This is a genomic window from Anabaena sphaerica FACHB-251 (assembly GCF_014696825.1).
Taxonomy (GTDB): domain Bacteria; phylum Cyanobacteriota; class Cyanobacteriia; order Cyanobacteriales; family Nostocaceae; genus RDYJ01.
Genome location: NZ_JACJQU010000002.1, coordinates 466,283 through 492,733 on the forward strand (window position 1 = coordinate 466,283; position 26,451 = coordinate 492,733).

Consider the following 26,451-nt stretch of genomic DNA (forward strand, 5'->3'; position numbering starts at 1 on the left):
GAAAATAACTATATATTCTTACTTACCCGACTCTAGTTGAGTAACCCGCTTTTCTAAATCATTAACTTGCTGCTTTAATTCAACAACTAAAGTTGATAATCTATCAAACATTTTATCCCGTTCCGACTGTGATAAATTCCGTCTATAAATTTGAGGCTTTGAGGGAGTCTCAGGAATTCTAGAGGATGGAATCTGGGGATTTTGACGCAGTAATAATTCTATTTGATTCAATCGTAACTCTAAACGACGAAAGTCAGATTCTAGGTTATTAACCCGAAAATCTACTTGCTGTGAAGAAGCGGGATGAGATACAATACTACTCCACAGAATTATCACTACAACCCCAGAAAACAATAATTTTTTCCACATTTTCTTGATTGGTTAGCTACCACTTATTTATCAGGTTGTAAACTAGAAAATAACTGTTCCCAATTAATAGAATTAACATCATTTTCTCCCTGTTTTACTTCCAAAGTTATATTACGCGCTTTTGGTTGTTTGAGGGATTGAACGCAAAGTTCAGCAATATCATTACGGCTAACTTTACCTCTGATGTTATCACCTTGCTCAAATATTAACTCTTTACCTCCTGCTTCTTCAGTTAAAGCACAAGGTCGAATAATTGTATAAGGTATTCCGCTTTCTCTTAAACTATCTTCCCCTTTTAACTTCCACGTTAAAATCCCTCCTAATTGGTCGTTTAATCTCACTGCTGGAGGTTCTTCATCTAAATTAATTCCTGGTCTTCCGGGACGAGTTACACCAGCAGAACTAACTAAAACAAATTGGGGTAAAGCTTCACCACCATAAGCTTTGATTGATTCTAGTTCTAATGAAAAACCACCAGGATGAAATTTAGGATTTAAATCCCCATCATATTCAAATTTACTCAACATTAATTGAAATGAACAAACTTTATTTTTATCTATCTCTGGAGAATCTTTCACAGTTTTTGCTCTAAAAACAGGTGTTAAATTAGCAAAGGGAATGGTAATATCTATCCATGAATTAGCTACAGTATCAAAAGAATAACTGTAACCAACTCCATCCCATGCTGTTTCAGTTCTTAAAAAGATTTTATAGCGTTGTCCATCACCTTTAACGCGCAATTTCACACCTGTAAAACCTGATAAATTAATTGCTGGTGAAAAATTCTTGGTTCTTACCGATGCAAAACCTCCAGAATTTGCAGTGGAAACATTACCAGCAAATAAAGCTGTTTTTTCTAATATGTGAAAATTGCTCGAACTAACTCCACCCATAACTACATCATCCAAAGCACCCCAAATATTTTTTAATTCCTCTGATGGTTGGGTAAAGTCAAATATTGTTTTTTCACCTGTGTTTGATAAATATCTTTTTGCTGCTGTTACTAAATTTTTGACTCCTTTATATTCTACATTTTCTGGTGTGTCTCCTACTATTTCTGGTTGATAAAATTTCACACCTTGATTATATTTAGCTCTATCAGGTGTGTCTCCTTCCACTGGTTGAACACGCACTGCTGTACAACAAACAACAGCTTGAATATTACTCATCACTAAGTTATTCAAGGTTTCCGGTTTGGTAATATCTCCCACTACTAAGTCAACATCATTACCAAGAGTTGACCGCGCTTTATCAATATCTCGGACTAAACAGCGGACTTTGTAACCCTGTGCTAACAATCTTTGTACGACTCGTTTACCAACTCCACCAGTTGCACCCGCTACTAGAATTACACCCATTTTGCTTCCCCCATTTGGTTGATTTTGATGATTTTCAGGACGACTTTGAAATATATTTTGTACCCAGTTCAGGACAGGAAATACTTCAAAGTAGGTGAGAGTTTTGATGAATCTGCACAAGTCCCATTGAGAACGATTTTTTTCAGTCATAATTATTTCGTAACTAGTATAGTGTACTCTATTTTAATTGTAGCAATTTTATATTATAATCAGATAGTAAAAACTAAATAGGAAATTACTTGTTATGAGCCAACTGGAAAAAATTCAAGCTGAGTATGAGCAATTTCCTCAAGAAGTTGCCAGTATTATGATTAGTACAGTGAATGAAGAGGGAATGCCTAACGCTAGTTATACTCCTTTTGTGATGGATGAATTTAAAAATATCTACATTTATGTTAGTGGTTTAGCTAGTCACACTGCTAATATTCATGCTAATCCTTATGTCAGTATTTTATTGATTGAAGATGAAGCTAAAGCTCCCAATATTTTTGCCCGTCGTCGATTAAATTTTTATTGTACAGCTAATTTAATTGAGAGGGAAACTGATAAATGGAATCAAATTGTTGAACAATTTCAAGTGCGTTTTGGTGAAGTTATTGAAATGTTCCGCAGTTTAGCTGATTTTAGAATTTTTCAACTCACTCCCACTAAGGGACGTTTTGTGATTGGGTTTGGAACTATTTACAATATTAATCCCGATAACCTCAGTCAACTTGTACCAGTTACCAAAGATAATCTTTCTAATTCATAATTCATAATTGATAGAGATTATATGCTTAAATTTCAACCTCCTGGTTTTGGTCAAAAGGTCATTAATACATCTTTGGGTTCAATGGTTTATTATACCCAGATAAGTGAACCTTGGGATATTTCTGAACTTGAAAAATTACCACCCTTATTATTTTTACATAATTTTGGCGGTGGTGCTTCTGCTTATGAATGGTCTAAAGTTTATCCAGCTTTTGCAAATGAATACCGCATTTTAGCACCAGATTTGATTGGTTGGGGAGAATCTGAGCATCCGGTACGAGATTACCAAGTTCAAGATTATTTGACTACTATTAGTGAGTTTATTCACCGAACTTGTGATCAACCTGTGACGGTGGTAGCTTCTTCTTTAACTGCTGCTTTTGCTATTCGTCTTGCTATTTCTCAACCGGGAATATTTAAAGAATTGTTTTTAGTTTCTCCCTCTGGGTTTGATGATTTTGGACAGGGTGCTGGTAGGAGATTACCGCTTTCAGTAATTAATATGCCTTTTTTGGATAATTTGATTTATGGTTTGGGTGCGGAAAATGAAGTTGCTGTGAGTAATTTTTTACAAAGTTTCCTTTTTGCTAAATCTGAAAGATTGACTCAAGAAATTGTGGAAGCTTATTTATATTCTGCACAACAACCTAATGCGAAGTTTTCAGCTTTGGCATTTTTACGAGGTGATCTTTATTTTGATTTGAGTTTATATATTCAACAATTGAAAGTTTCGACTGTGTTTTTCTGGGGTGAAGAAGCACAATTTACTAAAATTCAATTAGGACGAAGATTAGCAAGTTTAAATAAAAATGCGATTAGAGATTTTCAAGGTATAGCTGATACTGGGATTTTACCACATTTGGAAACGCCTGGGGTTTTTATTGGGTTATTATCTAAGTATCTTGAATAATTAAACGCAGATGCACGCAGATAGACGCAGATAAAGAAGGATAAAAAATATGAATAATTTTAATAAAACTGTGACTTATGAAGGTGGTTGTCACTGTGGGACGGTACGTTTTCGGGTGGTGGTTGATAACCACAAAGTTGATGACTGTAATTGTTCAATTTGTGCTAAAAAGGGATTTTTACATTTAATTGTTCCTCAAGATAAATTTACTTTGTTGCAAGGTGAGGATGTTTTGAAAACCTATCAATTTAATACGGGTGTTGCAAAACATAAATTTTGTCAAGTTTGCGGAATTCATGCTTTTTATATTCCTCGTAGTCATCCTGATTGTATTGATGTAAATGTGCGGTGTTTAGATGGGGATGTGATAGATAATTTTGAAATTGTACCTTTTGATGGTGCAAATTGGGAGGATAATATTCACAAGTTGATTAATTGATTCTAGTTCTTGAAAATGGCATCTATTTTGTTGGAAAAGCCTTTATACAGCACAGATTATGGTTCTGCTTATGTGGGAGATTCTTTGGAATTATTAGATAAGTTAGAAACAGACTCTATTGATTTAGTGATGACTTCTCCCCCTTTTGCATTACAACGGGAAAAAAGTTATGGTAATGTTGAACAGGAAGAATATGTAGATTGGCTATTTACTTTCTGTAAAAAAGTCTATAGAGTTCTCAAACCTGAAGGAAGTTTTGTTATAGATTTAGGGGGAGCATATCAAAGTAAACGTCCTGTGCGTTCCCTCTATAATTATCGCATTTTAATAAAATTATGTGATGAGTTAGATTTTCGTTTAGCTGAGGAATTTTTTTGGTATAATCCTTCTAAGTTACCTTCACCAATTGAATGGGTAAATAAACGCAAAATTCGCGCTAAGGATGCAGTTAATACTATTTGGTGGTTGTCAAAAACTGATTTTCCGAAAGCTAATGTCAGTAAGGTACTTGTTCCTTATTCTGACAGGATGAAAAAGCTACAAGCTAATCCTGAAAAATATTATAAACCTAAAGAACGTCCTTCCGGACATGAAATTAGTTCAGCTTTTGCTAATGATAATGGAGGTGCAATTCCTGCTAATTTATTACAAATTCCCAATACAGAAAGCAATTCTCGCTATATGCAGCTTTGTAAAGCTGTGGGAATTAAGCCCCATCCTGCGAGGTTTCCGCAAAAATTACCTGCATTTTTTATTGATTTTCTCACAGACCCAGGAGATATAGTTTTGGATATATTTGCAGGTTCTAATACTACTGGTGCTGCTGCGGAAGTTGTGCAGCGAAATTGGATTGCTTTTGAGCAAAACTCCTCTTATTTAGCGGCTTCTGCGTTTAGATTTATGGATCTTAATCAAGGTGTGGATGAAGGTTTAAGAATATTTCAGGAACTGATGAATCAAAGTAATAACAGGACTTACGCAAAAAGGAACGGAAGTAGGGGTAATTCATGAATTACCCCTACATAAGTCAGAGCGATCGCTAATTATTTCCTATTCAAAAATCTAGCCTAACAATTCCAGATTAGAGAAAAGAAACTCTTGGATAGAGACATTTCCATTTGTTTCAGTGCGAATTTCCCGACGGTTGAGAATGTAATAATTCCCTACCTTTTCATATTCATCTGTAAACTCACTCCGACCGCCTTTTTGAACATTGGTTTTGGGGTCATGATATACAGCATCATAGGTGTGAGATAGATATCCTGCCCCAGTTTCGTGAATGCTGAAAGTGTTAATAGTCACAACAACTCCATGAATATGACGATGAACAAGAGTCACTACATCGTTACGAACTTTATATTTATCACCTGTTGATTTTCCACCAAGGATAATTTCTACAGCCCCAGTTTCATCAGTTTCTCCATAGCTAAAAGTATTTTCGCCATGAGTTTGTTCAAAGGTGCGACGGACACGGTGAACAGCAATTTCCCAAGTTTGGCTGTCAATAGATTTTTTGGCGGCTTCGTCTTCTACTCCCGTAACTTCCCATTTGAGATTAGCGTCAATACGAATTTTGCCAGTGAACACTTGGCCATCATATTTATAAGTGATATCTGCGGTGTAACCGGGGAAATTTTCATCCCAAGTGTAACGGTTTTCATAAGCAGCCCGGAAAAGTTCTTGGGCAGAGATTTGAGTAACTGTCATGATGCTTGTCCTCTGGCTACAAGTGATAATAGCGTTTTATCGTTGATGATATTAGGATAGAGGTAATTATCGCAGTTCGCATAGTCCCCAACTGGGTACTCTTATGACTAAAACACTCCACGCCATTTTTGAAGCGATCGCTAATGTTGAAACTGAGCAAGAATTACAACAGGCTCTGATGGACAGCTTATGCGACCATTTTGGCGTGCAGCATTGGGGTATTTCTTTTCTAGATAACGAGTTATTAACATCAGTAGAAATTCCCGAAATTCCTGCGGTATGCTTAGAAGCTAATCCCATCGGCCGCTATGTTGTAGAACGTCACGCCCCTACCCATGAGCAATTAATCTTATCACCAGAAGACTGGAAAAATTTTTGTACCCGTCACGAACACGTTATGACTGGACCGATAGTTTGTGATGGTCGGTTAGTAGGAACTCTCAACTTTGCCCGTGACCCCGGAAACCCTCCTTTTAATGCTAATGATTTAGCTGATTTAAGTGCTTTATGTATTCATTTATCAGCAAAAATAGCCACCCTCCGAGCAAAACCTAAAACCCTTCAATCTGCCGTTAGCTGTCCCCTCACAGCCAGGGAATTAGAAATTGCGGAATTAGTCGCCCAAGGTTTAACAAATGGGGAAATCGCGGTTAAACTTTGGATTACCCAAAATACTGTTAAACAAGCATTGAAAAGAATGTTTAAAAAATTAGAAGTTTCTGCCCGTGCGGAAATGGTAGCGAAATTGCAAGATAAATTCGTAATTCGTAATTAAGAATTAACCATCAGTTTATTCATGTTCAAAATCCGTAGAAGAGAGTGGTAATTTCATTTTGAGTTAATGTATTTCTTCCTTCGCGCCTTTGCTCCTCTGCGTCTCTGCGCGAAACCCCTCAAAACTACAATAAACCTCGATAACGAATAAAAATCAAAACTACCGCCCAAGAACCTAGCGCCACCTTCACAGCAACGATAATATTTAATATCGGCAAAATTCCCCCACTAAATAACGCCCCTAACTCCCCATGTGGTAACTCTAATCCCGACAAAGTTATCACTGATAAAACGATAAAAACCAACACTGAAACCTTCTCCCAAATTGCAGCGTGATAACGTTGGTAAATATCCTGCATCCATTGATAGGATGAAGTAATTGCTATTAAACCTATTGCTGTTCCACCAGCTACACCCGCAGCAAAACCACCACCAGGGCTTAAATGTCCTCTAATTGCTAATTCAATTCCTACTAACGCTGCAATTGTCGCCCCCAAACGAGCTAAAATTATGGATGGTTGATCTTTGAATTGATAAATAGTGCAGGATGGATTTTCATTAGCTAATAAAAAACTACATCCCAGAATCGCAATTGTAAATACAATCACTTCAAAAATAGTATCATATAAACGATTGCGGAAAATAATACCTGATACCGCATTGACAACACCACTTTCTTTAACCACTGTTTCCGTAATAGAAATAGCTGCTAAGTCTGGTGCTGAATCAGACATAATCAGCATTTTTACAAACAATGCTATTCCCGCTAAAATGTAAACCCATTTCATAAATGCTTCTCCCCTGAATCTAAAACATTGACATAGTTTAAACTGGTGTTTGGTGATGAAAGTTCGCTTTCTATGATTTTATAGATGCGCTGTACTCGAATCGCAGTTTGGTAAGTTTCCTGTGTTTGATTATTTGCTGCTAATGGCGCACAGGTAGCATGAACTTCTTTTTCCGTTAACGCCTTTTGCAAACACTGGTTACTGTTATAAGGTACGAGTTCAAGACGCATATAATGTTTTTTGAAAATGCTGCGAAAGTCGTTGATAAGTTCTTCAAAACTGCTATCTTGATTGTTTTCTATTGACTGATTTTCAATCACACCCAAACGCAAAACTAAGGATGAACGAACAGCGATTGCATAGAGAGTTATAGATAACATTGTTCCCATTAATGCTTCTGTTAAAGCTACATCTGCCGCCCCTAAAACTGCATCTACCAGTGCTGCTATTGCACCCAATACCCCGCGCAAAACTAACGCATGATAGGGGTTAACTTGAGCTACTAACATCCCCGCAGTTAAGGGTAACAAAGCAATAATTAGATAAAGATAAGAATCATTCATTTTTCGCCTCTTCAGTTGAACAATATGCTATTACATAACCAAGCATGGTATTCCAAATTGCTAAGGAAATAAGTCCCAAAACCAGTAATGGCCATTCACTGGGGATTTTTAGTAATAGTCCGACAATAATCAGCATCGAACCCAATGTATCAGCAACAGAAAGGCCGTGTAATTTAAACAATACTGATTTGTTACTGACTAAATGAGATGTTCCCCAAAACCAAAAGAAGATACCAATACCTATTAAGGTATAACTAATAATATTAATCATGCTTCATTTAACCTTCTTAAAATATGTGCTAATAACATGAAGCCGGCATTGCCAACACTCAACATAATTGCTGCTACTACACCTATCATCCAATCATCACGCAAAACGGAAATGACTAAAATCATGATGGCTGATTTGCTAGAAGCACTGCCAAAAGCTAACATCATCTGCCAAGTATCATCTGTTTTCCAAGCTTCATAAATGGGAATGAGCAAAGCTGCAATCATGGCGATTAAAACTATTTCTAAATTCATGATTATTTACCTCTAGGTTTAATGTAGTGGACTTCATAAGATCCTTCTTCTTCGTGGTGTTTGACAACTATGGTTTTAGGTGTAAAAGTAATGAGAAATATATCTATGAAAACTAGAAGGGGAGAACGCTTCAGCTTCACTGTTTCCATGATGATTTCTTCTTGCTTATGGGGACGCAATATTATTTCAAATGCTTCCTTATAAGCCACTAAAATTGCAACCAAGATTTGACTGATAACTTTGAACCATTCTGTTAATTTTTCCCTTGATGTGTAACCACGTGGTAAGAGAATAGCAATAGCTACGCCGATGATAATATTTATCAAACTCACATCAGAGGTGAGTAAAAACCAAATTGATAGTCGTAATACCAAATGTCCAATCATGCAAATGCCATCCAAAATAGCAGGATTAAAGTCAAACTCATTACACCAACCAAATGATCAAATTCTTCAAATACACGGGGTAGATAGATTGCTAACTGTTTAAAAATTAAATGATATGCTAACCAACCGATGGCGATAGTTAGAATTGCTTTGATAATATCAGCAACGTTATAAGCCTGGAAATAGACAACATTTGCCACAACTAAACCAGTCAGCAAGAATATCACTGCTAACCAAAAACCGGGTTTTACTTTTTGTTCTTCGTCTTTTTTATGGGGTAAAAAGATGAATTTTGCAAAGGATATAGCTGTGCCTACAGCAGCAATATTCATGGCGATAACTTGCCAAGATTCTATATTTTTCATGGTTAACACCTTTGCCCCAAAACCTGCCAACAAAGGAAATCCAGAAATTGATAAACTAGCGGTAACTAAAGGTATCCAAATTTTTGTATTAATAGGTTTATATTGCAGTTCTTTAAAATTGCGACTGGGTAAAGAACCCGCAGTCAAAAATAAAGACGACTTCACCAGTCCATGAGTCAGCGCATAAAATCCACCTACCGCAGGTGCAGCCAAAATAAAGCCTAACTGGGAAATAGTATGAAAAGCCAACATCCGTTTTGTATCTTTTTCTAAAACGGCATAGGATACACCCATTAAAGCTGTTCCTACTCCTAAAATTCTGACTATAAAATCAATTTCTTCAGAAATGGCAGCACAACGCAACAAAGGTAAAACACTGGCTTTAACCACAACTCCTGAAAGCAACGCAGAAACTGGCGTTTCTGATTCTGAATGTGTTAAAGGTAGCCATAATCCCGATACAAAAATCCCAGCTTTTACTAATAATCCGAGAAAAATTAATGCTAATGCTTCTGGTGGTGATCCCTTTAAACCTGCAAAACTAAAAGAATGATGTGTTTGATAAACTAACACTGCACCAACCAGGTAAAACAACATGGCAGTGTTGCTAATAAATAGATAGCGTAAACCTACCCAAATTGAGCGATCGCTGCGAGGATAAGCAATTAATAAAAAAGCTGCAATGCCGCTGACTTCTAAAGCTACATATAAACTGACAAAATCTGCACAAATAAAGGCAGCATTTAAACTACCATGTACAATAATAGTTTGGGCATAGAAAAAAGCTGTTTTTTCACTATTCCAACAGTAAATAATTACCGCAGCCGTAACCAGGGCATTTGTTAAAATAAAGTAGGCGCTTAATTGATCAGCTACTAATGTGATTCCGAAACTGTCAAGTAAATTCAGGTTTAGAGGTGATGGTTCTAGAAATAGTTGCACTGCATAAGCAGCGGAAGCAATAGCCCCCCAAAGTGTCAAATGTCGGTTAAGTTTGGGGACTAAAAAAATGAGGAACCCTAGAAAAAATGGAATCGCAATCCAAGCAATGGTAATAGTATTCATGGCGTGTTGTTCTTCTCAATCTCGCTGCTTTCTAATGTGGGATTATCCCTTGCTAACTTCATGACACCAACTAGCATCAAAGCCTGAATCGAAAAACCGATGACTATCGCTGTCAAAATCACCGCCTGGGGAACGGGATCAGCATAAGCTACTTTTTTTACCTCATCAAGAATGGGAGTAAATAAACCCTCTCGTGATGCAATTAGTACATAAAAAGCAATCACCCCCGTACTCATCACATCCATCGAAACAATCTTCATCACCAGGTTTTTTTTCAGGATGATGCCGAAAAAACCGCATAATATTGTTGCCAGTACGCACGCTTCTAACACGGGAATTACTTATTAAATAAGGGATAGGGGATGTATCCCCGGCTTCTTTACGAAACTGGGGATCTGGATATTAGGTTTTTTTTTCAGTTGTCTAAAGTGCTATACTATTATTAGCACGAAACTTTAGTGCTAATCACACAAAAGCACTAAATTTATCTAATGATAATCATAATTACAGTTAATGATTTATGCTTTCCCTAACAGCGCGAACTACTAATAAAGACGATAAACCTGTGAATTTCGATTTATCTACTTCTTTACAATTAATTGGACGTTCCTTAGAATTTCAGCGTATTGTAGATATACTTGCCCAGGATGGTGATTTGCTGATTACTGGAGTACCGGGAAGTGGAAGACGGACTTTAGTGAGGGTTGCAGCGCAGGAAGTTGGTGCGGTGGTTTTGGAGATAGACTGTATTCGCGCTACAGATGGGGAAAGATTTGTACAATTACTAGCAGAAGCGATTAGCCAAAATTGGGAAGCAAAAAAAATTGAAACTTGGGTTAAACAAACTGCAAGTGAATTTTTTATTTTTAATGCTGAAAGTAAACTTAAATTATTACGTTCTCTGAATCAACAACAACTATGGCAAGCATTTACAATATTGCTTAAATTATTGCAAATGATGGCTGATAATTTAGATCAGCGAATTATTTTGATTTTGCAAAGTTTCCCCCATATTCGTTCTTGGGATCGCAATAATTTATGGGAATCAACTTTTAGAAAAGAAGTTAAAGCCAATCCTTATGTTAGTTATGTTTTGTTGGCGACAATTGGTGAAACAATTCACCATCAAGATGAGCATAGATATTCTATAGAAACAATTCAATTAGCTCCTTTAGCTAAAGATGTTTTAGCATTGTGGATAAGAGAGATTCTGCATACAGAAAACCTCAAATTTGATCCTCATTCAAACGCATTGCAAATATTGTTAGATGCAGTTCAGGGAAATATTGGTGATGCTATGGCATTAATTCGCAGGTTATCAACTTTGCAGCATCATCAAGGGTTAATTACCGAACAAGAAGTACAACAAGTAATTGAAGGAATGCTCAAAGATTTATCTATAACTTATGAATCTTTATTAATGTTACTACCAGCAAGTCAGATACATCTTTTAGAATCTTTAGCTGTTGATCCTACAGATAAACCGCAAAGTAAAGAATATATTCAAAAACATGGACTTTCTAGAGGTGGAAGTTTGCAAGGTGCTTTAACTGGGTTACAACACAAAGGTTTAATTTACAGTGCTGAACAAGGTTATCGTTTAGCTTTACCTTTATTAGCTTTGTGGTTAAAACAGCGGTTGAGTTAATTTACAGTTTCTCTTTACCATACTCTGCATGGGAATGAATTTTATAAAAGATTTTCTCGTTTCTCGTTCCCATACTCTGTATGGGAATGAACTTAACAAGATTCTACCTTGTTTGTAAACTAGAGTCAGAGACTCTTAAATTGTATTCCCAGTCAGAGACTAGGAACAAGAAAAGTCTGCAACTGGGAACAAGAAAAAATTAATTGTGTATAATCAAATGAGGATAATCAGAATTTAGGGAGAAAAATTGACTATGCAAAGTATGACAATAAAATCTCATGTTGGTCATGATGGAATGCTACATATATCTTTACCGCAAATTCAAGATACAGATGTAGAAGTAATCATTGTTTATCAACCAATACAGAAAACTGAAAAACCATCTCTAGCATCACTATATGGAATTTGCGCTGATGATCCTATCATCATTGATGATGAAGGTATTTTCGACAACCTAGATGAAAAACTGAAAGGAGCATTTGATTAGTAAATGCTTTACCTAATTGATACTAATGTTTGTGTAATGTACTTGAATGGACGCTCCGCATCTATTAGCGATCGCATTTTATCAGTACCGATTCAAGATATAGCTGTGTGTTCTGTAGTCAAAGCAGAAATTTTTTATGGTGCAATGAAAAGTAATAATCCTACACGCATACGGCAAAGACAAAAATCATTTCTTGATCATTATCAATCCTTACCTTTTGATGATCAAGCTGCTGCAATTTTCGGTAATATTCGCGCTCAAATTACTGCTCAAGGAACACCCATATGAGCTTATGATTTACAAATTGCTGCCATTGCTTTAGCTCACAATTTAATATTAGTGACACACAATACCAGAGAATTTTCACGTATTCCAGAATTACAATTAGAAGACTGGGAAATTGAATAAATTTAAAATATTAAAAATGTGTTGATTGTTAAAAAATATCACCCCAGATACTTCCTTCTTCCTTTGCGCCTTTGCTCCTTTCTATCTTTGCGCGAAACAAAAGCTAGATGTAGTTCATTTAATAAAAAATAGTTTCAGAGGTCATTGGTAATTAAAAAACCACCAATTACCTCTTTAACTACCAAGAATTAAGCTTTTTTCAACCAGCTAAACATAGCGCGTAAATCTTTACCAACTTCCTCAATAGGATGTTCAGCTTCTTGACGACGCATAGCTGTGAAACCAGGTTTACCAGCTTGGTTTTCTAACACAAATTCCCGCGCAAATTGTCCAGATTGAATTTCGCTGAGAATCTTCTTCATCTCGGCTTTAGTTTCAGCAGTAACAACTCTTGGACCACGAGTATAATCACCATATTCCGCAGTATTAGAAATACTATCGCGCATGGTGGCTAAACCACCTTCTACAACTAAGTCAACGATTAATTTGACTTCATGCAGACATTCAAAATATGCTAATTCTGGTTGATAACCTGCTTCAACCAAAGTTTCAAAACCGGCTTTAATTAAAGCACTTAAACCACCACACAATACTGCTTGTTCACCAAACAAATCGGTTTCGGTTTCTTCGCGGAATGTTGTTTCCAGAATACCAGCGCGTGTACCACCGATACCTCTAGCATAAGCCATTGCGCGATCGCGTGCCTTACCAGTAGCATCTTGATATACTGCAAATAACGCAGGTACACCTTGACCTTGTTCATAAGTCCGACGGACTAAATGCCCTGGTCCTTTGGGTGCTACCATCACCACATCAACGTCAGCAGGGGGAACAACCTGTGCAAAGTGGATATTAAAACCATGTGCAAAAGCTAAAACGTTACCTGCTTCTAAGTTTGGTTCAATCTCGTTTTTGTAAATTGTTTTCTGCACTTCATCAGGTAACAAAATCATGATGAAGTCAGCAGCTTTAGCAGCATCAGCTACATTTTTTACAGTCAAACCAGCAGCTTCGGCTTTTGCTGTGGACTTACTGCCCGGATATAGTCCGACAATGACATTTACACCACTGTCTTTTAGATTCAGCGCGTGGGCATGACCTTGTGAACCATAACCAATAATAGCAACGGTTTTTCCCGCTAAAAGATCCAAATTAGCATCTTCATCATAATACATACGCGCCATAGAAGCATCTCCTGTTCACAAAGGTTGTTATAAAATTGGCAGATTTATGATTGTACCGCAAATTGGGGATAGGGGATTGGGGATTGGGGATTGGGAACTGGGGATAAATTTTTTCTCTTAACCTCTTACCTTATTACTGTCACCTGTCACCTGTCCCCAGTCCCTAGTCCCCATTCACCTGTTCTATTCGCTACTTTAATTTTTTTTTAAGAAGTTCAAGATAAACAGAAAAAAATGTGACAATTTTGATACAAAAGTGTTAAGAATAGTTACAGCACCTGTAATACAAGGAAACATTTCTTATGGTTGATTTACATGACAATAACCCACCACATCAGGTAGTTATCATTGGTGGTGGCTTTGGTGGACTATATGCAGCAAAAGCTTTATCCAAGGCTAATGTCAATGTGACGCTAATAGATAAACGCAACTTCCATCTATTTCAACCACTTCTGTACCAAGTAGCTACAGGTGCTTTGTCTCCAGCGGATATTTCTTCTCCATTGCGTTCTGTCCTCAGCAAGAGCAAAAATACATCAGTATTGTTGGGTGAAGTGAATGATATTGACCCTACAGCGCAAAAGGTCATGGTGGGTAGTGAAGCTGTACCTTATGATACTTTAATTGTAGCGACAGGTGCGAAGCATTCATATTTTGGTAAGGATAACTGGGAAGAGTTTGCACCTGGGTTGAAGACTGTGGAAGACGCTATTGAAATGCGTCGGCGGATTTTCATGGCCTTTGAAGCAGCAGAAAAGGAAACTGATCCGGTAAAACGTCAGGCTTTATTAACTTTTGTAATTGTGGGTGGTGGTCCAACTGGGGTAGAATTGGCGGGTGCGATCGCAGAATTAGCAACCAAAACCCTCAAAGAAGACTTCCGCAAAATTGACACCTCAGAAACCAGAGTTTTACTGTTAGAAGGTTTAGATCGAGTTCTTCCACCCTTCGCACCGGAATTGTCGCAAACAGCGGAAGCATCATTAAAGGCTTTGGGTGTTGATGTGCAAACCAAAACCTTAGTAACACATATTGAAAATGATATTGTTACGATCAAACAAGGTGATGATGTGAAAGAAATTGCTGCTAAAACTGTATTATGGGCAGCGGGTGTAAAAGCCTCAGCGATGGGGAAAATCTTAACAGAAAAGACTGGAGTTGAGAGCGATCGCGCAGGTCGTGTTATCGTTGAACCAGACCTAAGCATTAAAGGACATCCCAACATATTTGTAGTTGGTGACTTAGCAAATTTTGCCCATCAAAATGATAAACCCTTACCTGGTGTTGCACCAGTAGCGATGCAAGAAGGGGAATATGTAGCCAAACTAATTCAAAAGCGCCTGAAAGGTGAAACCCTACCACAATTTAAATATGTGGATAGAGGCAGTTTAGCAATGATTGGGCAACACGCCGCAGTTGTTGACTTAGGATTTATCAAACTCAGAGGTTTCTTTGCTTGGTTCTTCTGGTTATTTATTCATATCTACTTCCTGATTGAATTTGATAACAAATTAGTAGTGATGATTCAATGGTTGTGGAGTTATTTTACCCGCAATCGTGGCGCGAGATTAATTACAGGGAAAGAAGTTGTTAAACCTGTACCAGTTGAAAGTAATGAACATTATCAACCGGCGAAAACTAGACAACCATTGAATGTGTAAAATTGCTCAAATGTGTTAATACTCAAATCCTCTACGTTTGTCAATAGTAGGGGATATTTTTTTATAAGATTTATAAAGTTACTAAAAGCTGTATATTTTGGGTGCTATTACTGTTATAGTTTTGCAGAATAGAGAGTGATCGCCTATAATAAACGCAGATAATAATTTCTAATTTGTCTTCTAATTTATATGAAGTTAGAATTTGAATGGGATGATAAAAAAGCACAAATAAATTTTGATAAACATGGAGTAAATTTTGAGGAAGCAAAGACAGTATTTGATGATCCGTTTGCTTTGATATTTGATGATCCGGTTCATTCTTTTGGTGAACAAAGAGAAATTATTATTGGTTATTCTACTCAAAATCGCTTGCTTCTAGTTTGTTTTACCGAAAGAAATAAAAATGTTATCCGTATTTTCAGTTCTCGTTTAACCACTAAAAAAGAACGACAAGATTATGAACAAAACACCATCCGTTGAGCAAAACTCCTTTGAATCAGATGATTTATTACCAGAATATAATTTTGATTATAGCCAAGCCCGTCCTAATCGTTTTGCGTCAACTTCAGAAAAGAGAATTACTGTCATTCTTGATCCTGATGTGGCTGAAATTTTTCAAACATCAGAAGCAGTAAATCGGGCTTTACGGTGCTTATTATCAGCGATTCCTGAAAAATAAAATAACTTTCATCTATAGTCATCCTGATTATATGGGATGGCTGAATTTAAGAAAGTGAAATTTAGGGAATTTTGAAATATTATAATATTCCCAGTCTTGATACTGGGAACTATTATTTCTAATATATTTTTATCCAGGTGTTAAAACTAAGATTATGTTCAACGATGATATAAACAATATCACAAGAAATAGAATTATTGCTGTTGTGGTATTCATTACTTCTATACCTTTTTTAGTTACAATTTATTCAATTTTCATGATTTTAACTACTGAGAGGACAGAATTTGTAAAAGAAAAATATGAATACATCATTGAAATTTTAAAGACTGCTGGTTTATTTATTGGTGGAATTGCAGTATTTATAAATATTTACTTTGCTGCTAAACGAGCTTATGCTATGGAAGAAAGTGCGATCGCTGCAAATAAAAATGCTGAAATTGCACTTCACAACTTAAAAATATCAGAAGACAAGCAAATTACAGAACGCTTTGCTAAAGCCATAGAACAGCTTGCGAGTGAAAAAATTGAAGTCAGATTAGGGGCGATTTATACTTTAGAGAGAATTGCTAGAGATTCAGAACAAGACCAATGGACAATTATGGAGGTTCTTACGGCTTTTGTCCGTGAGTATGCACCTGTTAAAAAAGAAGATAAGTTAAAAGGTCAAGAAGATATAGAAAAATTACCAAAACTTAGGCTTGATATTCAAGCGTGTCTCACTGTAATTGGAGAACGTATACACCCAGATCCAGAAAAGAAGAGACTTAATTTAACTAATGTTGATATTAGTAACGCCAACCTCATAGGAGCCAACCTCACAGGAGCCGATATCATAGAAGCCAACCTCACAGGAGCCGATTTCACAGGAGCCGACCTCACAGGAGCCTTCCTCATAGGAGCTTGCCTCACAGGAGCTTGCCTCACAGGAGCCTACCTCATAGGAGCCTACCTTACAGGAGCCGATATCATAGAAGCCAAGCTCATAAAAGCTGACCTTACAGGAGCCAACCTCGTAGCAGCCAAGCTCACAAAATCCATACTCAAACAAGCCAACCTCACAGGAGCGTACCTCAAAGAAGCCGACCTCACAGGAGCGTACCTCAAGGAAGTTAACCTTACAGGAGCGTACCTTTTTAGAGCCAATCTTACACAAGCTAACCTCACAAAATCCATACTCAAAGGAGCCAACCTCGTACAAGCTTATCTTGCAGAAGCTGATCTTGCAGAAGCCGACCTCACAGGAGCGATACTCAAAGGAGCTATAATGCCAGATGGGTCAATTCATGATTAGGAAGATTTGATTCTTGTAAATTCTCAATAAACAAAACTTTCTCCCCCACAAAACCGAATATTTAAAACAGTCGCTACCATTTTATAAACCAAATCATATTACTACATAATAGAAATAGAAATTCTATCTTTAGGATTATCAATAATGTATCAAACAGATCCACCACTTTCCCCTAAAGAAACATTACCAACAATGTATGATCTTCCTAGCGAGGACTCGGATGAGAAAGGTTTGCCAGATCAATTTCATTTACTACAACCACAATTACTAGCAGACACATTTCGCCCCCCTAACTATCCTAGCGACCAAATATTTACAGCTAGTGATATGAATTTATATTATGATGCTCGACATCCAATTTGGTATAAACGCCCAGATTGGTTTGCGGTTTTAGGTGTACCATATTTATATGAAAATAAAGATTTACGTTTAAGTTATGTAGTATGGCAAGAAGCAGTAAATCCTTATATTGTCGTTGAATTACTATCACCAGGAACAGAAAAAGAAGATTTAGGTCAAACATTGCGAGATGTAGAAAAACCTCCTGGTAAATGGGAAGTTTACGAACAAATTTTAAGAGTACCCTATTACGCCATCTTTGATCGTTATAAATCTGAATTTAGAATGTTTCAGTTAACTGGCGCTCGTTATAATGAAGTAAACTTATCAGATTTTCGTTTTTGGATTCCTGAATTAGAATTAGGTTTGGGAGTTTGGCAGGGCAGTTACAAAAATGTGAATATGCCTTGGTTACGTTGGTATGATAAAGATAGTAATTGGGTGTTAACTCCCGCAGAAGAAGAACGCCAAAAAGCTGAACAGGAACGACAAAAAGCTGAACAAGAAAGACAAAAAACAGAAAGATTAATAGCCCAACTCCGTGCGCTTGGTGTTGAACCTGATTTAGAGGATGTTTGACTTCTGAGATAATTGATGTGAATAAATGATAGATATAGGCAAGAAGTCGGGGATCTAAACACCATCTAGGTTTCCCTAACATTAGTTTACCTCCTTCCTCTTTATGTGTGCATTTTTTGTTAAATTAACCAGTACATTAATAAGGAGGATAGGAAAACAAACCAATGAATGCGATCGCCTCTACCATAGCATCTATTATCAACACAGAAAACGCTGTCTTACCTTGGCAAAAACTCGAACCCAGTCAGCAACAACGCATCCAACCAGCGATGGACACCAAAAGCCATCCCAGTTGTATCGTATATCCCCACAGCCAAGCAGAACTAGCCGCAGTCATGGCCACCGCTAACCGCAATAAATGGCGTGTTCTTCCCTGCGGTAGTGGAAGTAAACTCAACTGGGGTGGTTTAAGTAAAAATATTGATATTATTATCAGTACAGAACGTATTAACCAACTCATAGACCACGCTGTAGGTGATTTAACTGTCACCGTCGAAGCTGGGATGAAATTTGGCGAAATTCAGGAAATTTTAGCCAAATCTCGGCAAACATTAGCCCTTGCTCCGAGCTTCCCCCATTTTGCTACCATTGGCGGTATTGTAGCTACTGCTGATACAGGTTCTATGCGTCAACGTTATGGCGGTGTACGTGACCAACTTTTAGGTATAACTTTTATCCGTGCTGATGGACAAATAGCCAAAGCTGGAGGAAGGGTAGTAAAAAATGTTGCTGGTTACGACTTGATGAAATTGTTCACCGGTGCTTACGGTACATTAGGAATTATCAGCCAAGTCACTTTTCGAGTTTATCCTTTACCGGAAACATCCGCAACAGTAATATTAACTGGTAAAGCTGAAGCAATATCCCAAGCTGCTAAAATTCTTCAAAGTTCTGAGTTAACACCAACTCAAGCAGATTTAATATCAAATCAATTAGTTTCTGATTTAGGTTTAGGTAACGGAATTGCTTTAATTGTCCGTTTTCAAAGTATTAGCGGAAGTGTGCAGGAACAGTCAAATCGACTTGTATCAATTGGGCAAAAATTGGGTTTAAAATTAGAAATTTATGCCGCAGAAAATGAAGCTAATCTATGGCAACAATTACCAGAAAGAATACATTCTTCTGGGAATATTTCAGAAATTACTGGCAAAATAGGAGTATTACCAACTGCTGCGGTAGAGATAATAAATCAGATTAAATTCGGTTTAATTCATCTCAGTAGCGGTTTAGGTTTGGTGCGGTTAGAAAATCAAGACCAGGTTTTGAAATTGCGTGATTTTTGTCAAGCTAATTCTGGTTTTTTAAGTGTTTTATCTGCACCTGTGGAGATAAAAGAAAAGTTGGATATTTGGGGTTATAATGGTAATGCTTTACATATTATGCGGGGGATTAAAGAACAGTTTGATGGTAGTTATATTTTAAGTCCTGGTCGGTTTGTGGGTGGGATTTAATATTTAAGAATAACGTTCGCGTAGCGTGCGCGCAGCGCATACCACAAAGACACGAAGAACACGAAGAAAGAGGGGAAGAAGAAATGCAAGTTTCAGATGGTGCTGTTAATAATACTGCTAGTATTAAGAATTTAAAGGGGTTTGATGCTAGTCATCCTCCTGACCCAAAGTTGATTGATAGTTGTGTTCATTGTGGGTTTTGTCTTTCTACTTGTCCTAGTTATCGGGTGTTAGGTAAGGAGATGGATTCACCCAGGGGTCGTATCTATTTAATGGATGCTATTAATGAGGGGGAAATTGCTTTAAATACGGCAACTGTTGAACATTTTGATTCTTGTTTGGGTTGTCTTGCTTGTGTGTCAACTTGTCCTTCTGGTGTGCAGTATGATAAGTTGATTTCAGCAACTCGTCATCAGGTTGAGAGAAATTATAATCGCAGTTTTTCTGATAAGTTAATTCGGCAGTTAATTTTTTCTCTGTTTCCTAATCCTGATGTTTTAAGAATTTTACTTTTGCCTTTATTCGTTTATCAAAAGTTGGGTGTTTCTAAGTTATTACGTGCTACTGGGTTAATCAAAGCTATATCTCCCCGGTTAGCAGCTATGGAATCTATTCTCCCGGAAATTACTGTTAAATCTTTTCAGGATAATTTACCAGATATCATTCCTGCACAGGGTGAAAAAAGATATCGTGTTGGTGTAATTTTGGGATGTGTGCAACGTCTGTTTTTCTCTCCTGTGAATGAAGCAACGGTGCGGGTTTTAACTGCAAATGGTTGTGAGGTGGTAATTCCTAAATCTCAAGGTTGTTGTGCTGCACTTCCTGAACACCAAGGACAAACCGAACAAGCGAAAGCTTTAGCAAGACAAATGATTGATAGTTTTGCTGATACAAATGTGGATTTTGTGATTATCAATGCTGCCGGTTGTGGTCATACTTTAAAAGAATATGGTCACATTTTAGCTGATGATCCAGAATATGCCGAAAAAGCCAAAGCATTTGCAGCAAAGGTAAAAGATGCACAAGAGTTTTTAATTAATGTGGGTTTAACTGCTGAACTTTCACCGTTAACTGATAAAAATTTAACCTTGGTTTATCAAGATGCTTGTCATTTATTGCATGGTCAAAAAATTAGTATTCAACCCCGTCAGTTATTAAGAAAAATTCCCGGTGTCACCTTAAGAGAACCAATAGATGCGGCTTTGTGTTGTGGTAGTGCAGGTGTTTATAATATGCTGCAACCCGAAATTGCTGAAGAATTAGGTAAACAAAAAGCGCAGAATTTAATCAATACTGGTGCTGAGTTAATTGCTTCTCCTAACCCTGGTTGTAGTTTGCAAATTAGTAAATATTTGCAGGGTAAAAATATTTCAGTTATGCACCCAATGGAATTGTTAGATTATTCTATTCGGGGAGAAAAGTTGAAATTGTAAAAATTCACATCACCGACTTATTTGATAAGTCGGTGATCTAGGTATTAGAAGTTTAAATTTTGCTTAAATATCATAATGGGAATGTAATTATTTTCAAGAAGAAATTTTTTCTACCCGGTGGCAGACTTTTATCAGCAACTGTAAAATCATGACATCATCAAACCAGGTTATGTTTCCCATTATCCTATGAAAATCTTAGTATTAAATGCCGGATCTAGTAGCCAAAAAAGTTGTCTGTATGAAATTACAGATGACACTCTTCCCCAGCAAGCACCACAACCTCTTTGGGAAGGGAAAGTTAACTGGACTCAAGACCGGGGTGTGGCGGAAATTGAGGTAAAAACAGCGACTGGTGAGGTACTGCAAGAATCCATTTATGGTGACTCCCGCAAAGCACACGTAGCCTATATGTTGTATACTCTGACTCGTGGTGCTACTAAGGTGATTGGTCAGTTATCAGAAATTGATGTGGTCGGACATCGGGTGGTACATGGTGGACAAGATTACCGCAATAGTGTGATAATTACTGAAGATGTTAAAAAAGCGATCGCTCGTCTTTCTACCCTAGCCCCAGCACATAATCCAGGCGCTGTAGATGGCATAGAAGCCATTGAGCAAAGCTTGGGAAGTGTTAAACAAGTGGCAGTATTTGATACTGGCTTTCATAGCACTTTACCTGATGCAGCCGCCATCTATCCTGGTCCCTACGAATGGGTAGAGCAAGGTATTCGTCGCTATGGCTTTCATGGTATCAGTCACCAATACTGTGCTAATCGTGCAGCGCAAATTCTCGGTCAAGATTTAACGTCTCTGCGCTTAATTACTTGCCATTTAGGTAACGGTTGTTCTTTAGCAGCAATTAAAGATGGTCGCAGTATTGATACAACGATGGGATTTACACCCCTAGATGGTTTAATGATGGGAAGTCGTTGCGGTTCCATTGATCCTGGGATTTTAATTTATCTGTTGCGTCAATCTGATTACTCAGCAGAAAGCTTAGATTATGTTTTAAATAAAGCTTCTGGCTTGCGGGGAATTTCGGGCGTTTCCAGTGATTTACCTCAAGTCATGGAAGCAATTTACCAAGGTAATTATCGCGCTAAACTAGCATGGGATATTTACGTACATCGTTTGCGGGCTGGTATCGGTTCTATGCTGGCTAGTCTTGGGGGATTAGATGTGTTAGTATTTACTGCTGGAGTCGGAGAAAAATCCTCATTAATAAGACAAGCGGCTTGTGAGGCTTGGGAATTTTTAGGACTGAAAATAGACTCTGAAAAAAATCAACAACAGTTAATTAATGTAGATATTGCTACTCCTGAATCCAATGTTAGAGTATTAGTTATACACACACAAGAAGATTGGGCGATCGCTCAACAATGTTGGCAGTTATTACAGAAGTAAAAAAATTCAGACGGAACAGAAAAAACTCATGTTTAAGAACATGAGAGTAAAATAATGACACTGTTTTTTTTCGTGTTACGCATCTCAAAATAAATCTTTTTTTTTGACTGAGCTTTAAACTCAAAACTAAAGTTTCTTATCTGTTCCCTGTTCCCTGTTCCCTGTTCCCTGTTCCCTGTTCCCTTTTTTTGTAAAAAATGTCATTTTGAATTTCTGAATATGTTGCTATCTCGTGAATTTTTGATTACCCCTTTGGTAGCTTGTTTCTGCATCTTAGGAATCAGCTTCAGTCAATACCCCAGACTACAAAAATTGCTAACCAGCAAACAATCTATGTCTGTAGAAACTCTAGAAAAAGACCAGCAAAAAGAAGGTTTACGTCTAGGGTTACTCCAAGAAATACCCAGTTTTAGTTATGATAACCTCATTGCTGATTGGGTATACATTGATTTTTTGCAATACTTTGGTGATAATGAAGTCCGAGAGAAAATCGGTTTTAGTTTAAGTCCAGAATTTTTTGAAATCATACTTAAACACGACCCCAAATTTTTAGAAGCTTATCTTCATCTTTCTGTCAGCAGTTCTTTATATGCAGGGATGCCAGAAAGGACTATTACATTAATAGATAAAGGCTTAAGATCCCTATCTCCTACCCTACCAGAAAAATCTTATTATATCTGGCGTTATAAAGGCACAGACGAGTTATTATTTTTAGGTGATTCCCAAGCCGCTAGAAATTCCTTCCTCAAAGCAGCAGAATGGGCTAGTCAACATGATGATCCAGAAAGTAAAAATATAGTTTATATTTCCCAAAAAACTGCTGAATTTCTCCAAAGAAACCCTGATAGTAAGTTCGCCCGCATTGCTACCTGGACAATGGTTCTACAAAATAATGTAGATGACAAAACTCGCAAACGGGCAATTAAAGAAATTGAAAATCTCGGCGGTAAAGTAGTTATTAACGATGATGGAGTACCTGCTGTAACTTTACCTGAAAAAGATTAAATTTCAGTTGTCAGGAAATAGGAACAGGGAACAGGGAACAGGGAACAGATAATTATTTATTCTCCCCATCTCCCTCTCTCCCCATCTCCCTCTCTCCCTCTCTCCCCAGTCCCCAGTCCCCATTCCCCTTTATGTATTGGTATTGTGGTAAATTAATCGAATCGCAAAAACTGGAATTAGATATTAATGATCCAGGTTTGATTTATGGGGCTACAGTTTTTACAACCTTAAGAGTTTATGATCATTCCCTTGATCATAGTTTAACTAACTGGCAGGCACATTGTTCCCGTCTGAAATTTAGTTTACAAACCTTCGGTTGGCCAGAACCAGATTGGCATTTTGTGCGCCATGGCGCACAAATTCTTTTACAACACTTTCCCGTGATCAGAATTACTATTTTTCCCGATGGTAGAGAATGGATCACAGGCAGATTATTACCAGAAAACTTGACCCAAAAGCAAAATCATGGTATAGTTGCTGCGCTTACCAAGCCAGAATTTGCTCGTTCTCTCCCCAACCATAAAACCGGCAATTACTTGAGTCCTTGGTTAGCAAGAAATATTGTTCAAGCTGTAAAAGCCGAAGAAGCGATTTTAATAGATAGTGAGGGAAATTGGCTAGAAACCAGCACAGGTAATCTTTGGGGATGGAAAGATGGCCATTGGTGGACACCACCCTTAGAAGTAGGAATTTTACCAGGAATAGAGCGATCGCACATCATTAAACATCTGCAAAACCATCAAATTACCGTCCAGCAAGAACCTTGGACACCACAGCTAGTCAAAGAATTTGCAGCGATCGCCTACACTAACAGCGTTGTAGAGATAATTCCCATCCATACCGTACATCAGCCCACAGGCTCGTTAGAATATAATCCTAAGCATCCTTGTTTTTTAGAACTTAAAGGATTATTTCTACCATGACAGGAGCGCCATTTTGGTATATCTTAAGATAAGTTAACATAATTCTCATAAAGCCCTCTCTTATTTTAGAGACCTTACACTAACGCACAAAATATACAGGAGGATAGACCTCAGTGAATAAAAGATGGAGAAATGCGGGGCTGTATGCACTGCTGTTTATTGTAGTAATTGCTTTAGGGACTGCGTTTTTTGACAACCAACCCCCTCAAGTAGAAACATGGCGCTACAGTGAATTTATTCAACAAGTTAAACAAGACAGAGTAGAAAGAGTCAGTCTGAGTTCAGATCGTTCTACAGCAATTGTGACACCCAAATACGACGCAAATAAAAAGCGCGTCACCCTAGTTAACGATCCAGACTTAATCAATACTCTGACAACTAAAGGTGTTGATATTGCAGTATTACCCCAAACCGACGAGGGATTTTGGTTTAAAGCACTGAGCAGCTTATTCTTCCCTGTATTACTTCTGGTTGGCTTATTTTTCCTCCTCCGTCGCGCTCAAAGCGGTCCTGGTAGCCAAGCCATGAACTTTGGTAAATCTAAAGCCAGAGTGCAAATGGAACCCCAAACCCAAGTTACCTTTGGCGATGTGGCGGGTATTGACCAAGCCAAACTGGAATTAAACGAAGTTGTAGACTTTTTGAAAAACGCCGATCGCTTTACCGCCGTTGGTGCAAAAATTCCTAAAGGTGTATTGTTAGTTGGCCCTCCTGGTACTGGTAAAACCCTCCTCGCACGTGCGGTAGCTGGAGAAGCTGGTGTACCCTTCTTCTCAATCTCCGGTTCTGAGTTTGTAGAAATGTTCGTTGGTGTGGGTGCTTCCCGCGTCCGCGATTTATTTGAGCAAGCTAAAACCAACGCTCCCTGTATCGTCTTCATCGATGAAATTGACGCAGTAGGTCGTCAACGGGGTGCTGGTTTAGGTGGTGGTAACGACGAACGGGAACAAACCCTCAACCAGTTACTCACCGAAATGGATGGTTTTGAAGGTAACACAGGTATCATCATCATTGCTGCTACCAACCGTCCTGACGTACTTGATGCAGCTTTATTGCGTCCCGGTCGTTTTGACCGTCAAGTTGTCGTAGACCGTCCCGACTACGGTGGACGCAGCGAAATTCTCAAAGTTCACGCACGGGGTAAAACCTTATCTAAAGATGTGGACTTGGATAAAATCGCTCGTCGTACTCCTGGTTTCACCGGTGCAGATTTATCTAACCTGTTGAACGAAGCCGCAATTTTAGCAGCACGTCGGAATTTAACCGAAATTTCGATGGATGAAATTAACGATGCTATTGACCGGGTACTAGCAGGACCAGAGAAGAAAGACCGCGTAATGAGCGAAAAGCGTAAAACCTTGGTCGCTTATCACGAAGCTGGTCACGCTTTAGTTGGTGCTTTAATGCCTGACTATGACCCTGTACAAAAGATTAGCATTATTCCCCGTGGTCGTGCTGGTGGTTTGACTTGGTTTACTCCTAGCGAAGACCGCATGGATACAGGTTTATACAGCCGTGCTTATCTGGAAAATCAGATGGCTGTAGCTTTGGGTGGTCGTTTAGCTGAAGAGATTATCTTTGGTGAAGAAGAAGTAACTACAGGTGCTTCTAACGACTTACAACAAGTAGCGCGAGTTGCTAGACAAATGATCACTCGTTTTGGGATGAGCGATCGCTTGGGCCCCGTGGCTTTGGGTCGTCAACAAGGTAATATGTTCTTAGGCAGAGATATCATGTCTGAGCGTGACTTTTCCGAAGAAACAGCCGCTGCAATTGATGAAGAAGTTCGTAAATTAGTGGATGTAGCTTACATTCGTGCGAAAGAAGTGCTGGTTAACAACCGCCACATTTTGGATGAAATTGCTCAAATGTTGATTGATAAAGAAACCGTTGATGCTGATGAATTGCAAGAAATTCTCGGAAATAACGATGTGAGAACTGCTGCTTTTGCATAGTAGTT

At 37.9% G+C, this 26,451-nt stretch carries 30 protein-coding genes; 19 read left to right on the top strand and 11 right to left on the bottom strand.

The window, feature by feature from the left end; translation table 11 throughout:
• Nucleotides 1-18: 18 nt before the first annotated feature.
• Complete coding sequence (locus tag H6G06_RS05785; protein ID WP_190557947.1) at nucleotides 19-369, bottom strand: type 2 periplasmic-binding domain-containing protein; 351 nt, start codon at nucleotides 367-369, stop codon at nucleotides 19-21.
• A gap of 23 nt (nucleotides 370-392) precedes the next feature.
• Nucleotides 393-1,877 (bottom strand): CIA30 family protein, encoded by a 1,485-nt coding sequence (locus tag H6G06_RS05790; RefSeq protein ID WP_190557949.1) that lies wholly within the window; start codon nucleotides 1,875-1,877, stop codon nucleotides 393-395.
• A 94-nt stretch (nucleotides 1,878-1,971) separates the two neighbouring features.
• Between H6G06_RS05790 and H6G06_RS05795 the strand changes: the two genes are divergently transcribed.
• The 4 genes from H6G06_RS05795 to H6G06_RS05810 are packed head-to-tail and all read left to right on the top strand — an operon-like array spanning nucleotide 1,972 to nucleotide 4,837.
• The gene (locus H6G06_RS05795; protein ID WP_190557951.1) at nucleotides 1,972-2,478 is read left to right on the top strand and encodes a HugZ family pyridoxamine 5'-phosphate oxidase; all 507 of its coding nucleotides are present in this window, start codon (nucleotides 1,972-1,974) and stop codon (nucleotides 2,476-2,478) included.
• Nucleotides 2,479-2,499: 21 nt separating this feature from the next.
• Nucleotides 2,500-3,387 carry an alpha/beta fold hydrolase gene (locus H6G06_RS05800; protein WP_190557953.1) on the top strand — a complete coding sequence of 296 codons (888 nt, stop codon included), beginning with the start codon at nucleotides 2,500-2,502 and terminating at the stop codon, nucleotides 3,385-3,387.
• 49 nt (nucleotides 3,388-3,436) lie between these two features.
• A complete protein-coding gene (locus H6G06_RS05805) occupies nucleotides 3,437-3,826 on the top strand; it encodes a GFA family protein (protein ID WP_190557955.1) in 390 nt (129 codons plus the stop codon).
• Between the two features lie 15 nt (nucleotides 3,827-3,841).
• Nucleotides 3,842-4,837: a DNA-methyltransferase gene (locus H6G06_RS05810; protein WP_190557957.1), complete on the top strand. Its 996-nt coding sequence runs from the start codon at nucleotides 3,842-3,844 to the stop codon at nucleotides 4,835-4,837.
• Between the two features lie 51 nt (nucleotides 4,838-4,888).
• Here H6G06_RS05810 and H6G06_RS05815 read toward each other — a convergent pair whose 3' ends face one another.
• Nucleotides 4,889-5,533 (bottom strand): DUF3386 domain-containing protein, encoded by a 645-nt coding sequence (locus tag H6G06_RS05815; protein WP_190557959.1) that lies wholly within the window; start codon nucleotides 5,531-5,533, stop codon nucleotides 4,889-4,891.
• A 103-nt stretch (nucleotides 5,534-5,636) separates the two neighbouring features.
• Here H6G06_RS05815 and H6G06_RS05820 point away from each other — a divergent pair, with 103 nt between their 5' ends.
• On the top strand, nucleotides 5,637-6,308 hold the full coding sequence (locus H6G06_RS05820; RefSeq protein WP_190557961.1) for a LuxR C-terminal-related transcriptional regulator: 672 nt from the start codon (nucleotides 5,637-5,639) through the stop codon (nucleotides 6,306-6,308).
• 124 nt (nucleotides 6,309-6,432) lie between these two features.
• On the opposite strand, the gene H6G06_RS05825 is transcribed toward H6G06_RS05820, so the two are convergent.
• Genes H6G06_RS05825 through H6G06_RS05855 form a run of 7 tightly spaced genes read right to left on the bottom strand, consistent with a single transcriptional unit; the run spans nucleotide 6,433 to nucleotide 10,331 of the window.
• Complete coding sequence (locus H6G06_RS05825; protein WP_190557962.1) at nucleotides 6,433-7,095, bottom strand: Na(+)/H(+) antiporter subunit B; 663 nt, start codon at nucleotides 7,093-7,095, stop codon at nucleotides 6,433-6,435.
• Complete coding sequence (locus H6G06_RS05830) at nucleotides 7,092-7,658, bottom strand: DUF4040 domain-containing protein (RefSeq protein WP_190557963.1); 567 nt, start codon at nucleotides 7,656-7,658, stop codon at nucleotides 7,092-7,094. The genes H6G06_RS05825 and H6G06_RS05830 overlap by 4 nt, the downstream gene beginning before the upstream one ends.
• Entirely contained in the window at nucleotides 7,651-7,929 is a 279-nt protein-coding gene (locus tag H6G06_RS05835) for a monovalent cation/H(+) antiporter subunit G (protein WP_190557964.1), read from the bottom strand. The genes H6G06_RS05830 and H6G06_RS05835 overlap by 8 nt, the downstream gene beginning before the upstream one ends.
• Nucleotides 7,926-8,183: a hypothetical protein gene (locus H6G06_RS05840; protein WP_190557967.1), complete on the bottom strand. Its 258-nt coding sequence runs from the start codon at nucleotides 8,181-8,183 to the stop codon at nucleotides 7,926-7,928. Before H6G06_RS05840 ends, H6G06_RS05835 begins: the two co-directional genes overlap by 4 nt.
• A 2-nt stretch (nucleotides 8,184-8,185) precedes the next feature.
• Nucleotides 8,186-8,569 carry a Na+/H+ antiporter subunit E gene (locus tag H6G06_RS05845; protein ID WP_190557969.1) on the bottom strand — a complete coding sequence of 128 codons (384 nt, stop codon included), beginning with the start codon at nucleotides 8,567-8,569 and terminating at the stop codon, nucleotides 8,186-8,188.
• Nucleotides 8,566-9,999: a cation:proton antiporter gene (locus tag H6G06_RS05850; RefSeq protein WP_190557971.1), complete on the bottom strand. Its 1,434-nt coding sequence runs from the start codon at nucleotides 9,997-9,999 to the stop codon at nucleotides 8,566-8,568. Before H6G06_RS05850 ends, H6G06_RS05845 begins: the two co-directional genes overlap by 4 nt.
• A complete protein-coding gene (locus H6G06_RS05855) occupies nucleotides 9,996-10,331 on the bottom strand; it encodes an NADH-quinone oxidoreductase subunit K (RefSeq protein ID WP_190557973.1) in 336 nt (111 codons plus the stop codon). Before H6G06_RS05855 ends, H6G06_RS05850 begins: the two co-directional genes overlap by 4 nt.
• Nucleotides 10,332-10,519: 188 nt before the next feature.
• Between H6G06_RS05855 and H6G06_RS05860 the strand changes: the two genes are divergently transcribed.
• From H6G06_RS05860 to H6G06_RS05870, 3 genes are all read left to right on the top strand, one after another.
• The gene (locus H6G06_RS05860; RefSeq protein WP_190557975.1) at nucleotides 10,520-11,647 is read left to right on the top strand and encodes an ATP-binding protein; all 1,128 of its coding nucleotides are present in this window, start codon (nucleotides 10,520-10,522) and stop codon (nucleotides 11,645-11,647) included.
• Nucleotides 11,648-11,900: 253 nt separating this feature from the next.
• The gene (locus H6G06_RS05865) at nucleotides 11,901-12,134 is read left to right on the top strand and encodes a hypothetical protein (protein ID WP_190557977.1); all 234 of its coding nucleotides are present in this window, start codon (nucleotides 11,901-11,903) and stop codon (nucleotides 12,132-12,134) included.
• A gap of 3 nt (nucleotides 12,135-12,137) precedes the next feature.
• On the top strand, nucleotides 12,138-12,422 hold the full coding sequence (locus tag H6G06_RS05870; protein WP_338422915.1) for a type II toxin-antitoxin system VapC family toxin: 285 nt from the start codon (nucleotides 12,138-12,140) through the stop codon (nucleotides 12,420-12,422).
• Between the two features lie 308 nt (nucleotides 12,423-12,730).
• Here H6G06_RS05870 and ilvC read toward each other — a convergent pair whose 3' ends face one another.
• A complete protein-coding gene (ilvC, locus tag H6G06_RS05875; RefSeq protein ID WP_190557979.1) occupies nucleotides 12,731-13,726 on the bottom strand; it encodes a ketol-acid reductoisomerase in 996 nt (331 codons plus the stop codon).
• A 302-nt stretch (nucleotides 13,727-14,028) separates the two neighbouring features.
• Between ilvC and H6G06_RS05880 the strand changes: the two genes are divergently transcribed.
• The 11 genes from H6G06_RS05880 to ftsH3 all read left to right on the top strand — a co-directional run bounded on the left by H6G06_RS05880 (nucleotide 14,029) and on the right by ftsH3 (nucleotide 26,446).
• Complete coding sequence (locus H6G06_RS05880; protein WP_190557981.1) at nucleotides 14,029-15,387, top strand: NAD(P)/FAD-dependent oxidoreductase; 1,359 nt, start codon at nucleotides 14,029-14,031, stop codon at nucleotides 15,385-15,387.
• A 189-nt stretch (nucleotides 15,388-15,576) separates the two neighbouring features.
• Complete coding sequence (locus H6G06_RS05885) at nucleotides 15,577-15,867, top strand: BrnT family toxin (RefSeq protein WP_190557983.1); 291 nt, start codon at nucleotides 15,577-15,579, stop codon at nucleotides 15,865-15,867.
• Nucleotides 15,845-16,066, top strand: a complete 222-nt coding sequence (locus tag H6G06_RS05890) for a hypothetical protein (protein WP_190557985.1) — start codon at nucleotides 15,845-15,847, stop codon at nucleotides 16,064-16,066. The genes H6G06_RS05885 and H6G06_RS05890 overlap by 23 nt, the downstream gene beginning before the upstream one ends.
• 256 nt (nucleotides 16,067-16,322) lie before the next feature.
• Nucleotides 16,323-17,357, top strand: a complete 1,035-nt coding sequence (locus H6G06_RS05895) for a pentapeptide repeat-containing protein (RefSeq protein WP_190557987.1) — start codon at nucleotides 16,323-16,325, stop codon at nucleotides 17,355-17,357.
• 144 nt (nucleotides 17,358-17,501) lie between these two features.
• Nucleotides 17,502-18,275: a Uma2 family endonuclease gene (locus H6G06_RS05900; protein ID WP_190557989.1), complete on the top strand. Its 774-nt coding sequence runs from the start codon at nucleotides 17,502-17,504 to the stop codon at nucleotides 18,273-18,275.
• Nucleotides 18,276-18,439: 164 nt separating this feature from the next.
• Nucleotides 18,440-19,726: an FAD-binding oxidoreductase gene (locus H6G06_RS05905; protein ID WP_190557992.1), complete on the top strand. Its 1,287-nt coding sequence runs from the start codon at nucleotides 18,440-18,442 to the stop codon at nucleotides 19,724-19,726.
• 83 nt (nucleotides 19,727-19,809) lie between these two features.
• Entirely contained in the window at nucleotides 19,810-21,159 is a 1,350-nt protein-coding gene (locus H6G06_RS05910) for a (Fe-S)-binding protein (RefSeq protein ID WP_190557994.1), read from the top strand.
• A gap of 186 nt (nucleotides 21,160-21,345) precedes the next feature.
• A complete protein-coding gene (locus H6G06_RS05915; protein ID WP_190557996.1) occupies nucleotides 21,346-22,563 on the top strand; it encodes an acetate kinase in 1,218 nt (405 codons plus the stop codon).
• A gap of 219 nt (nucleotides 22,564-22,782) precedes the next feature.
• The gene (locus tag H6G06_RS05920) at nucleotides 22,783-23,568 is read left to right on the top strand and encodes a tetratricopeptide repeat protein (protein ID WP_190557998.1); all 786 of its coding nucleotides are present in this window, start codon (nucleotides 22,783-22,785) and stop codon (nucleotides 23,566-23,568) included.
• A 131-nt stretch (nucleotides 23,569-23,699) separates the two neighbouring features.
• Nucleotides 23,700-24,491, top strand: coding sequence for an aminotransferase class IV (locus H6G06_RS05925; protein WP_190558000.1), 792 nt, complete (start codon nucleotides 23,700-23,702; stop codon nucleotides 24,489-24,491).
• Between the two features lie 113 nt (nucleotides 24,492-24,604).
• Complete coding sequence (gene ftsH3 / locus H6G06_RS05930) at nucleotides 24,605-26,446, top strand: ATP-dependent zinc metalloprotease FtsH3 (RefSeq protein ID WP_190558002.1); 1,842 nt, start codon at nucleotides 24,605-24,607, stop codon at nucleotides 26,444-26,446.
• The last annotated feature ends 5 nt before the right edge of the window (nucleotides 26,447-26,451 follow it).

Coding starts and splice junctions, on each gene's coding strand:
- H6G06_RS05785 (WP_190557947.1), bottom strand. CDS start 369: ATGTGGAAAAAATTATTGTTTTCTGGGGTTGTAGTGATAATTCTGTGG.
- H6G06_RS05790 (WP_190557949.1), bottom strand. CDS start 1,877: ATGACTGAAAAAAATCGTTCTCAATGGGACTTGTGCAGATTCATCAAA.
- H6G06_RS05795 (WP_190557951.1), top strand. CDS start 1,972: ATGAGCCAACTGGAAAAAATTCAAGCTGAGTATGAGCAATTTCCTCAA.
- H6G06_RS05800 (WP_190557953.1), top strand. CDS start 2,500: ATGCTTAAATTTCAACCTCCTGGTTTTGGTCAAAAGGTCATTAATACA.
- H6G06_RS05805 (WP_190557955.1), top strand. CDS start 3,437: ATGAATAATTTTAATAAAACTGTGACTTATGAAGGTGGTTGTCACTGT.
- H6G06_RS05810 (WP_190557957.1), top strand. CDS start 3,842: ATGGCATCTATTTTGTTGGAAAAGCCTTTATACAGCACAGATTATGGT.
- H6G06_RS05815 (WP_190557959.1), bottom strand. CDS start 5,533: ATGACAGTTACTCAAATCTCTGCCCAAGAACTTTTCCGGGCTGCTTAT.
- H6G06_RS05820 (WP_190557961.1), top strand. CDS start 5,637: ATGACTAAAACACTCCACGCCATTTTTGAAGCGATCGCTAATGTTGAA.
- H6G06_RS05825 (WP_190557962.1), bottom strand. CDS start 7,095: ATGAAATGGGTTTACATTTTAGCGGGAATAGCATTGTTTGTAAAAATG.
- H6G06_RS05830 (WP_190557963.1), bottom strand. CDS start 7,658: ATGAATGATTCTTATCTTTATCTAATTATTGCTTTGTTACCCTTAACT.
- H6G06_RS05835 (WP_190557964.1), bottom strand. CDS start 7,929: ATGATTAATATTATTAGTTATACCTTAATAGGTATTGGTATCTTCTTT.
- H6G06_RS05840 (WP_190557967.1), bottom strand. CDS start 8,183: ATGAATTTAGAAATAGTTTTAATCGCCATGATTGCAGCTTTGCTCATT.
- H6G06_RS05845 (WP_190557969.1), bottom strand. CDS start 8,569: ATGATTGGACATTTGGTATTACGACTATCAATTTGGTTTTTACTCACC.
- H6G06_RS05850 (WP_190557971.1), bottom strand. CDS start 9,999: ATGAATACTATTACCATTGCTTGGATTGCGATTCCATTTTTTCTAGGG.
- H6G06_RS05860 (WP_190557975.1), top strand. CDS start 10,520: ATGCTTTCCCTAACAGCGCGAACTACTAATAAAGACGATAAACCTGTG.
- H6G06_RS05865 (WP_190557977.1), top strand. CDS start 11,901: ATGCAAAGTATGACAATAAAATCTCATGTTGGTCATGATGGAATGCTA.
- H6G06_RS05870 (WP_338422915.1), top strand. CDS start 12,138: ATGCTTTACCTAATTGATACTAATGTTTGTGTAATGTACTTGAATGGA.
- ilvC (WP_190557979.1), bottom strand. CDS start 13,726: ATGGCGCGTATGTATTATGATGAAGATGCTAATTTGGATCTTTTAGCG.
- H6G06_RS05880 (WP_190557981.1), top strand. CDS start 14,029: ATGGTTGATTTACATGACAATAACCCACCACATCAGGTAGTTATCATT.
- H6G06_RS05885 (WP_190557983.1), top strand. CDS start 15,577: ATGAAGTTAGAATTTGAATGGGATGATAAAAAAGCACAAATAAATTTT.
- H6G06_RS05890 (WP_190557985.1), top strand. CDS start 15,845: ATGAACAAAACACCATCCGTTGAGCAAAACTCCTTTGAATCAGATGAT.
- H6G06_RS05895 (WP_190557987.1), top strand. CDS start 16,323: ATGATTTTAACTACTGAGAGGACAGAATTTGTAAAAGAAAAATATGAA.
- H6G06_RS05900 (WP_190557989.1), top strand. CDS start 17,502: ATGTATCAAACAGATCCACCACTTTCCCCTAAAGAAACATTACCAACA.
- H6G06_RS05905 (WP_190557992.1), top strand. CDS start 18,440: ATGAATGCGATCGCCTCTACCATAGCATCTATTATCAACACAGAAAAC.
- H6G06_RS05910 (WP_190557994.1), top strand. CDS start 19,810: ATGCAAGTTTCAGATGGTGCTGTTAATAATACTGCTAGTATTAAGAAT.
- H6G06_RS05915 (WP_190557996.1), top strand. CDS start 21,346: ATGAAAATCTTAGTATTAAATGCCGGATCTAGTAGCCAAAAAAGTTGT.
- H6G06_RS05920 (WP_190557998.1), top strand. CDS start 22,783: ATGTTGCTATCTCGTGAATTTTTGATTACCCCTTTGGTAGCTTGTTTC.
- H6G06_RS05925 (WP_190558000.1), top strand. CDS start 23,700: ATGTATTGGTATTGTGGTAAATTAATCGAATCGCAAAAACTGGAATTA.